This is a genomic window from Propioniciclava sp. LT294, assembly GCF_059516005.1.
The window spans coordinates 273,954-282,807 of the sequence record NZ_JCAKNG010000005.1 but is presented as its reverse complement, the minus strand read 5'-3'; the positions used below and the strand labels follow the sequence as shown (position 1 = coordinate 282,807).

Here is an 8,854-nt window from a genome sequence, read left to right as displayed (position 1 = left end):
GCCCCGGGTCTGATGGAGGCTCTCAGTCCTGGGAAGGGATGATGAGAGTCATGGCAGCAGCGAGGAAGTACAGCGTTGAGTTGCAGCAGCGGGCGACGAGGATGGCGTTGGATGCGCGGAGGGACCCGGAGTCGGCGCGTGGGGCGATCAAGCGGGTCGCCGACCAACTGGGGGTGCACCCGGAGGCGTTGCGGAACTGGGTGCGTCAGGCCGAGGTCGACGGCGGGGTGCGGCCCGGCACGACGACCGATGACGGGGCTCGGCTGGCCGAGCTCGAGCGCGAGGTCCGCGAGCTGCGTCGGGCCAACGAGATCCTGAAGACGTCCGCGGCTTTTTTCGCGGCCGCGGAGCTCGACCGCAAGATCAGGTAGCGGTGCCCGTCGGGGTGCTGGTCGACTACATCGACCAGTACCGCGACCGGTTCGGGGTCGAGCCGATCTGCACGGTGTTGAAGGCAGCTGGTGTGCAGATCGCCCCGAGCACCTACTACGCCGCCCGGGATCGTCCGCCGTCGGCCCGCGCGCTCCGCGATGCCGAACTCGTCGGCCAGATCCGGGCCGCGCACCAGGCCAACCTGGGCGTCTACGGTGCCCGCAAGGTCCATGCCGAGCTCAACCGGACGGGCACCAAGGTCGCCCGGTGCACCGTCGAGCGGCTGATGAAGAACGACGGCCTGCGCGGCATCCCGCGGGAAAAGATTCGCAAGACCACGATCGGTCAGGGCGCGCAGACCGAGCGTCCCGAGGACCTGGTCAAGCGCGAGTTCGTCGCCGGCGCCCCGAACCAGTTGTGGGTGGCTGATCTGACCTACGTCCGGACGCACGTCGGGTGGGCCTACGTGGCGTTCGTGCTGGACGTGTTCAGCCGGATGGTCGTGGGCTGGCAGGTGTCGACCAGCCTGCGCACCGATCTGGCCCTGGATGCCCTCGACATGGGGCTGTGGGCCCGCCGGCGCGCCGGCCAAGATGTCACTGGTCTGGTCCACCACAGCGACCGCGGCGTCCAGTACCGAGCGATTCGCTACACCGAGCGGCTCGCCGAGGCCGAGGCCGTCGCATCGGTCGGGTCCAAGGGTGACAGCTATGACAATGCCATGGCCGAGGCACTCAACTCGTTGTTCAAGGCCGAGTGCATCCGCAACCCCGTGATGCGACCCCAAGGCGGCTGGAAGTCCGTGGTCGATGTCGAGATCGCCGTCGCCGAGTACGTCGACTGGTACAACCACCGGCGCCTCCACGGCGAGATCGGGCTCGTCCCGCCCGCCGAGTACGAGACCAACCACTGGGCGAGCCAGCCCGTCGAGCACTACCGTAAGAACCCGGTCCTCACCGAGGTCGGATCCACCTAACCGAGCCTCCACGAAACCCGGGGCGATTCACATTGGGCACGTATTGGGCACGAACCCCGAGCAAGGACCCGGAAACAGGAACGCTCCCCCTAGTGGGGGAGCGTTTGGTAATGGTGGGCCTAACTGGACTTGAACCAGTGACCTCTGCCTTATCAGGGCAGCGCTCTAACCGTCTGAGCTATAGGCCCGCTGTGCGGTGCAACGAAGACTCTAGCGCCCCACGACACGCTGGCTCAAATCCGACCAGCAACTGGGCGCCCGCTGCGGGCACTGCAACCGCTGACCTCGGCCGCGAGGTCAGGAGCGCGGGTACGCGCGAGCGTAGCGGCGGCCTTTGGCGATGTAGTCCGCGGCAGCGACGACGTGCAGGACGACCCCGACGACCAAGAGGCCCTGGCCCACGGCGTCGGCCGGCTCCCAGACCGTGACGCCCATGACGACCAGCACCGCCGCGACGAACAGGACGGCCGTCCGGACCTTGCCGACCCAACTCACGGACAGTTCTCCCGCCCGCGCCACGCGCGCGGCCAGCACGGCGACGAACATGTCGACCACGAAGATCACGATCAGCACCCACCACCCGATCGCCCCCGACGCGCCCAGGGTCAGGGCCAGACCCCAGATGCCCAGCCGGTCGGCGAACGGGTCCAGCCACTCCCCCAGCTTCGACGCCTGATCCAGCTTGCGGGCGATGAGGCCGTCCACCCAGTCGGTGGACGCCCACACGCCCAGCAGGACGACCGGCATCCACGAGCCCTGCTCCTCGGTCCAGATGAACCAGCAGACCGGCACGAGCAACAGCAACCGGACCAGGGTGATCGCGTTCGGGATCGTCCAGGGCCGCAGGCCCTCGACCCGCTCGAGGATCGTCCGTTGGTCCCCCGGCCGGTCCGCCATGTCAGTCCTCTGCGAGTGTCAGCTCCAAGCCGCCCAGGATGCTGGCGGACAGGTTGTACAGGAACGCGAAGATCGTCCCGAGCGCCGTCAGGATCACGACGTTCACCACGGCGAACAGGGTCGTAAAGCCCATCACCTTGTTGGTGTTGACGAAGTCCTCCACCCGGAAGGGGCTCTGGTCCTGGTCGTTGCTGAGCAGCTGCGTGAGGACACCGTTGATGGCGTCGATCATCCCGGAGGCGCCGATGACCGTCCACAGGACGTACATGGCGACCCAGAAGATGATGCCGGCGGCGATCGCGAACAGGAACGAGGTCTTCATCACCGACCACGGATCGACGCGCGAGATGCGGAGGCGGGCCCGGCGGGTCCTCAGGCCGGCACGCGTCGGCACGTCGGTGGCCCCCTTGCGGTTCGCCGCCGGGGCCAGCTTCATGCCGGACGTCGTCCGCACGTCCTGCTTCTGCGCGTCAGTCACCGGATTCCTCCTCGCCCCGGACGTCGTGCGCGACGTCCGGTGCTTCAACGGTAGCCGCTGCCCCGGCTTCCTGCGCGTCGGCCGTTGCGGGGGCCTCCACATTGGCAGCGGGCTCGAGGGCCGCCTCGGCCTCGGGCTCGTCCGTCTCCGGGTAGAGCGCGATGACGGTGACGGTGTCGTCGCCGGTGAGGCCCACGAACTTGACGCCCATGGTGTCGCGCCCCTTCGCGGGCACGTCCGAGACGGACGACCGGATGACCTGGCCGGACTGCTTGATGGCGATCACCTCGTCGTCCTCGCTCACGACGAGCCCGCCGACGAGCGACCCGCGGTCCTCGTTCAGCTTCATCGCCTTGATGCCCAGGCCACCACGACCCTGCAGGCGGTACTCGGACACGGCCGTCCGCTTGGCGAAGCCACCGTCGGTGACGGTGAACACGAAGCGGTCGTCCTCCGGGGTGTCCGAGTCGATGACGGCCATGCTCAGCAGTTCGTCATCCTCCCGGAACTTCATGCCCGTCACGCCGGACGTCGCCCGCCCCATCGGCCGCAGCTGCGCATCGTCGGCACGGAACCGGATCGCCTGGCCCTTCTTCGAGATGAGCAGGACGTCGTCGTCGGTGGAGCAGATGGACGCGCCGATGAGCTCGTCGCCCTCCTCACGGAAGTTCACCGCGATGAGACCGGCTGCCCGCGAGCTGTCGTACGCCGTCAGGTCGGTCTTCTTGACCAGGCCGTTCTTGGTCGCGAGGAGCAGGTACGGCTTGTCCTCGTAGCCACGGATGGTCAGGATCGACGCGATCCGCTCGTCCGGCAGGAACGACATCAGCCCGGCGACGTGGCCACCCTTGGCGTCCCGCGAGGCCTCGGGCAGCTGCCACACCTTCGTGCGGTAGACGCGTCCGAAGTTGGTGAAGAACAACAACCAGTCGTGGCTGGACGCGGTGAACAGGTGCTGCACCTCGTCCTCGCTGCGCAGGGACGCCCCGCGCACGCCCTTGCCGCCGCGCCTCTGGACGCGGTACTGGTCCGAGCGCGTCCGCTTCACGTAGCCGCCGTAGGTGATGGTCACGACCATGTCCTCGTCGGGGATGAAGTCCTCGTCCGAGAGGTCACCGTCGGCCGCGACGATGCGGGTGCGCCGCTCGTCGCCGTACTTGTCGGTGATCTCCTGCAGCTCGGTGGAGACGATCTCACGCTGGCGCTCGGGCTTGGCGAGGATGTCCTTCAGGTCGGCGATCTGGCGCTCGTACTCGGCCAGGCGGTCGATGATCTTCTGCCGCTCGAGGGCCGCCAGACGGCGCAACTGCATCTCGAGGATGGCGCTGGCCTGGACCTCGTCGATGTCGAGCAGCTTCATGAGGCCGGTGCGGGCCTCCTCGGTCGTCCGCGAGGCGCGGATCAACGCGATGACCTCGTCGAGCGCGTCCAGCGCCTTGACCAGACCACGGTAGATGTGGGCGTCCCGCTCGGCCTGGTCGAGGCGGTACTGGGTGCGCCGCTGGATGACCTGCACCTGGTGGCGGATCCAGTAGCCGAGGAACTGGTCCAGCCTCAGGGTGCGCGGCACCGAGTCGACCAGGGCCAGCATGTTGCAGCCGAAGGTGTCCTGCAGCGGGGTGAACTTGTACAGGTTGTTCATCACCACGCGCGGCTGGGCGTCCCGCTTGAGCACGATCACGAGCCGTTGCCCGGTGCGGGCCGAGGAGTCGTCGCGGATGTCGGCGATGCCGGTCAGGCGTCCCGCGTTCACCAGTTCGGCGATCTTGAGGGCGAGGTTGTCCGGGTTGCACATGTGGGGCAGCTCGGTGACGACGAGCGAGGTGCGACCCTTGCTGTCCTCCTCGACCTCGATGACGGCGCGCATGCTGACGAGGCCGCGGCCGGTGCGGTAGGCGTCCTCGATGCCCTTGCGTCCGACGATGAGTGCCCCGTTGGGGAAGTCGGGCCCCTTGATGTGCTGCATGCACGCCTCGAGGTTCTCCTCCTTGGACGCCTCGGGGTGCGCCAGCATCCACTGGACGGCGTCGTTCACCTCGCGCAGATTGTGCGGCGGGATGTTCGTCGCCATGCCGACGGCGATGCCGGTCGAGCCGTTGACGAGCAGGTTCGGGAACCGCGCCGGCAGGACGGTCGGCTCGGTGTCCTTGTTGTCGTAGTTCGGCTGGAAGTCGACCGTGTTCTCGTCGATGTCGCGGACCATCTCCATGGCCAGCGGGTTCATCTTCGACTCGGTGTACCGCATGGCGGCCGCGCCGTCGTTGCCGGGCGAGCCGAAGTTGCCCTGGCCATCGACGAGCTTGTGCCGCATGACCCACGGCTGGGCGAGACGCACCAGGGTGTCGTAGATCGCAGTGTCACCGTGGGGGTGGTACTTGCCCATGACGTCGCCGACGATGCGGGAACACTTGTTCCAGCCACGGTCGGGTCGGTAGCCGCCGTCGTACATCGTGTACAGCACACGGCGGTGCACCGGCTTGAGGCCGTCGCGGACATCCGGGAGCGCACGCCCCACGATCACGCTCATCGCGTAGTCGAGGTAGCTCCTCTGGATCTCCTCGTTGAGGTCGATCTCCTCGATCTTGCCGCTGAGCTCGACGATGGCGTCCTTGTCGGACGCCACGGCCGCGACCGGGCGCTCGCCCGGGTCGGGGACGAACGCGTCGTGCTTGTCCAGCTGCTCGTTGATCGCGTCGCTCACCTCGGGCGGCGACTCCGGCGAGATGGGGGTCTCGGGGCTGGAGGGCGTCTCCGGCATGGTGTCGTCGCCGTCCACCGGCGGCTCGTTGGGCGTGTCACTCATCAGTCAGGTCTCTTTCGGTGGATCAGATGTCGAGGAAGCGGACGTCCTTGGCGTTGCGCTGGATGAAGTTCCTGCGCTGCTCGACGTCCTCGCCCATCAGGATGCTGAACATGTCGGACGCCGCCGCGGCGTCCTCGAGGGTCACCAACGCGAGGGTGCGCTGGTCGGGATCCATGGTGGTGTTCCACAGGTCCTCGGCGTCCATCTCACCCAGACCCTTGTACCGCTGGATCGGGTTCACGTTCGGCAGCTTCTTGCCCGCGGCGAGGCCGGCGTCGCGCATCGCGTCGCGCTCCTCGTCGGAGTAGGCCAGCTCGTGGGGCGCGTTCGTCCAGCGCAGGCGGAACAGCGGCGGTTGGGCCAGATACACGTGGCCGGCTGCGATGAGCGGGCGCAGGAACCGGAACAGCAGGGTCAGCAGCAGCGTCCGGATGTGAGCGCCGTCCACGTCGGCGTCGGCCATCAGGACGATCTTGTGGTACCGCAGGCGGTCGATGTCGAAGTCGTCGGAGAAGCCGGTGCCGAGGGCATTGAAGATCGCCTCGACCTCCTTGTTCGCCAGGATGCGATCCAGGCGGGCCTTCTCGACGTTCAGGATCTTGCCACGGATCGGCAGGATCGCCTGGGTCCGCGGGTCGCGTCCGCCCTTGGCCGAACCGCCGGCGGAGTCACCCTCGACGATGAACACCTCACACTCGACCGGGTTGCGGCTCGAGCAGTCGGCGAGCTTGCCCGGGAGCGACGTGGAGCCCAGCAGTCCCTTGCGGTTACGGGCCATGTCGCGCGCCTTGCGGGCCGCCATCCGCGCCTGCGCCGCGGCCTGCGACTTGCGGATGATCTCCTTGCCCTCGGCGGGATTCTTCTCGAACCAGTCGCCGAGCAGGTCGTTGACGACCTTCTGCACGAAGCTCTTGGCCTCGGTGTTGCCGAGCTTGGTCTTGGTCTGCCCCTCGAACTGCGGCTCACCGAGCTTCACCGAGATGATGGCGGTCAGGCCCTCACGGATGTCGTCGCCGGAGGGACGGTCCTCCTTCTTCTTGATCATGCCCCACGTCTCGCCCCACCGGTTCACGGTGTTGGTGAGCGCCGCGCGGAAGCCCTCCTCGTGGGTGCCGCCCTCGTGGGTGTTGATCGTGTTGGCGAACGTGTGCACGCTCTCGGAGAACGAGCTGTTCCACTGCATCGCGACCTCGAGCGACAGCCGGTCGGCCGGGTTGTCGGCGTCGATCGCGATGACGCTCGGGTGGATCGTGTCCTTGGTCCCGGTCAGGTACTTGACGTAGTCGATCAGCCCGTCGTCGTACCGGAAGGTGATCTCCTCCTCGTGGCCGTCGACGTCGTCGACGAAGTCCGCGAGGTCGTCCTTCTCCCCCGGGCCCCCCGGGACGGGTCGGGCGTCGATCAGCTTGATCGTGAGGCCCTTGTTCAGGAAGGCCATCTCGCGGAACCGCATGGCGAGCGTCTGCCAGTTGTAGTGCGTGGTCTCGAAGATGTGCGGCGACGCGTGGAACGTGATCGTGGTGCCGATCTCGTCCTCGTCGGTGAGCGGCTCGAGGCGCTGCAGGTCGTAGTCGGGAACGCCGAGGCTGAACTCCTGCCGCCAGTGGTAACCGTCCCGGCGGACGTCCACCTGGAACTTGTCGCTCAGCGCGTTCACCACGGACGCACCCACCCCGTGCAGGCCGCCGGACACCTTGTAGCCGCCGTCGCCGAACTTGCCTCCCGCGTGCAGGACGGTCAGGGCGAGGGTGACGGCCGGGATCTTCTCCTTGGGGTGGAGGTCCACCGGGAATCCACGGCCGTTGTCGGTCACCCGCACACCGTCACCGGGGAGGAGTTCCACCGTGATCAGGTCGGCGTACCCGGCCAGGGCCTCGTCGACGGAGTTGTCGACGATTTCGTAGACGAGGTGGTGGAGGCCGCGCTCACCGGTCGAACCGATGTACATGCCGGGCCGCTTGCGGACCGCCTCCAGGCCCTCGAGGACGGTGATGGCACTGGCGTCGTAGACGCCCGCCTCCACCGAGTGCGAGGAACCGTTGCGGGGCGCCGACTGGTTCTCTGCCGTCACAGGTTTCATCTCTCCTTGCACGCGGACGCCGCCCTCGACTGATGTGCGGGGCGGCGACCCTTGAACTCGACCATCCTACTAGGAAGGCCCCACGAATCGGTGCTCTGTGAGGAGAGATTTGGCCGTGGGCGGGCCTCTGGGCCGGTTTGGACGCCCGTCCTCCCCCGAATCCGACCCCCGGTATGGGTCCGGGGGGTGAATGGACGCCCAGAGGCTTGCACCGGAAGGGTGACGGGCAGGGTTGCCACCCCTGCGGAATATGGTTGACGGCTCAACCGTTGAGGAGGCATGCCCAGTACGCAGACCCTGCCCACGACCACCCGCATGGGGGGCGTCGCGCTCGACGTCGCCGACCTCGACGGAATGAGCGCCTTCTACCGCGAGGCCCTGCTGCTCGACCACGTCGCCGACCGGGGCGACCAGGTGGACCTCGGCCGCGACGGCGAGACGCTCGTCACCCTCCGCCACCGCCCCGACCTCCCCCGCGGCGAGCGCCGGACGGCCGGGCTGTTCCACACCGCGATCCTCCACGAGACACCCGCTGCACTGGCGACCACGCTGGCCGCCTTCGCCGTGAGCCCGTACGTCCACCTGTTCACCGGCCCGGGCGACCACCTCGTCTCGCAGGCCTTCTACCTCGACGACCCCGAGGGCAACGGCGTCGAGATCTACTACGACCGCCCCCGCGACCAGTGGACGTGGGTCGACGGCCGCGTCCAGATGGCGACCCTGGGCATTGACCCCAACCAGTTCCTCGGCGAGCACCTCACGCCCGAGGCGCGCGACCTCGTCGAGACCGCGCCGGACCGCCGCGGCTCCCTGCCCGACGACACCGTCGTGGGCCACGTGCACCTGAAGGTCGGCAACACGGGCCAGGCGAAGGACTTCTACGTCGACACCCTCGGCTTCGACATCACCGCCGAGCTGCCGGGCGCGCTGTTCGTGTCCGCCGGGGGCTACCACCACCACATGGCGATGAACACGTGGGCCTCCGAGGGGGTCGGCCTGCGAACCCCGGGCCTGGGCCTGGGCCGCGTCGACATCGTCCTCCCGGGCGCCGACGACGTCACCGCCCTCGGCGACCGGGCGCGCACCCGCGGCGTCGCGATCCGCGAGACCGGGACGGCCATCGAGCTCGACGACCCCTGGGGCAACCTCGTCCGCGTCTCTGCCTGACCGACGTCGGGGCCCGGCCCCCGTGCTGCATTTTGTGTGGGCAAAGTAACCCGATGATGACCAGCTATGCCCACACAAAAT

General features: G+C 68.0%; 6 protein-coding genes, 1 tRNA gene and 1 other annotated feature. Of the genes, 2 read left to right on the top strand and 5 right to left on the bottom strand.

What is annotated here, in order from left to right; translation table 11 throughout:
* Positions 1–50: 50 nt before the first annotated feature.
* A protein-coding gene (locus AC5YDA_RS09120; protein WP_496192929.1) for an IS3 family transposase occupies positions 51–1,348 on the top strand; the annotation gives its coding sequence in 2 pieces (ribosomal slippage) (positions 51–345 and positions 345–1,348; 1,299 coding nt in all).
* Positions 329–478, top strand: a sequence feature (AL1L pseudoknot). (Overlaps the previous gene by 150 nt.)
* Positions 1,349–1,459: 111 nt before the next feature.
* On the opposite strand, the gene AC5YDA_RS09115 is transcribed toward AC5YDA_RS09120, so the two are convergent.
* The 5 genes from AC5YDA_RS09115 to gyrB all read right to left on the bottom strand — a co-directional run bounded on the left by AC5YDA_RS09115 (position 1,460) and on the right by gyrB (position 7,606).
* Positions 1,460–1,536: transfer RNA gene (locus AC5YDA_RS09115), tRNA-Ile, on the bottom strand.
* A gap of 109 nt (positions 1,537–1,645) precedes the next feature.
* Positions 1,646–2,245 carry a CDP-alcohol phosphatidyltransferase family protein gene (locus AC5YDA_RS09110; RefSeq protein ID WP_496189079.1) on the bottom strand — a complete coding sequence of 200 codons (600 nt, stop codon included), beginning with the start codon at positions 2,243–2,245 and terminating at the stop codon, positions 1,646–1,648.
* A gap of 1 nt (position 2,246) precedes the next feature.
* Positions 2,247–2,723, bottom strand: coding sequence for a DUF3566 domain-containing protein (locus tag AC5YDA_RS09105; RefSeq protein ID WP_496189078.1), 477 nt, complete (start codon positions 2,721–2,723; stop codon positions 2,247–2,249).
* On the bottom strand, positions 2,716–5,526 hold the full coding sequence (gene gyrA, locus AC5YDA_RS09100; RefSeq protein WP_496189077.1) for a DNA gyrase subunit A: 2,811 nt from the start codon (positions 5,524–5,526) through the stop codon (positions 2,716–2,718). The genes AC5YDA_RS09105 and gyrA overlap by 8 nt, the downstream gene beginning before the upstream one ends.
* 22 nt (positions 5,527–5,548) lie before the next feature.
* Positions 5,549–7,606, bottom strand: a complete 2,058-nt coding sequence (gyrB, locus tag AC5YDA_RS09095) for a DNA topoisomerase (ATP-hydrolyzing) subunit B (protein ID WP_496189076.1) — start codon at positions 7,604–7,606, stop codon at positions 5,549–5,551.
* 279 nt (positions 7,607–7,885) lie between these two features.
* Here gyrB and AC5YDA_RS09090 point away from each other — a divergent pair, with 279 nt between their 5' ends.
* Positions 7,886–8,773, top strand: coding sequence for a VOC family protein (locus tag AC5YDA_RS09090; protein ID WP_496189075.1), 888 nt, complete (start codon positions 7,886–7,888; stop codon positions 8,771–8,773).
* Positions 8,774–8,854: the final 81 nt, after the last annotated feature.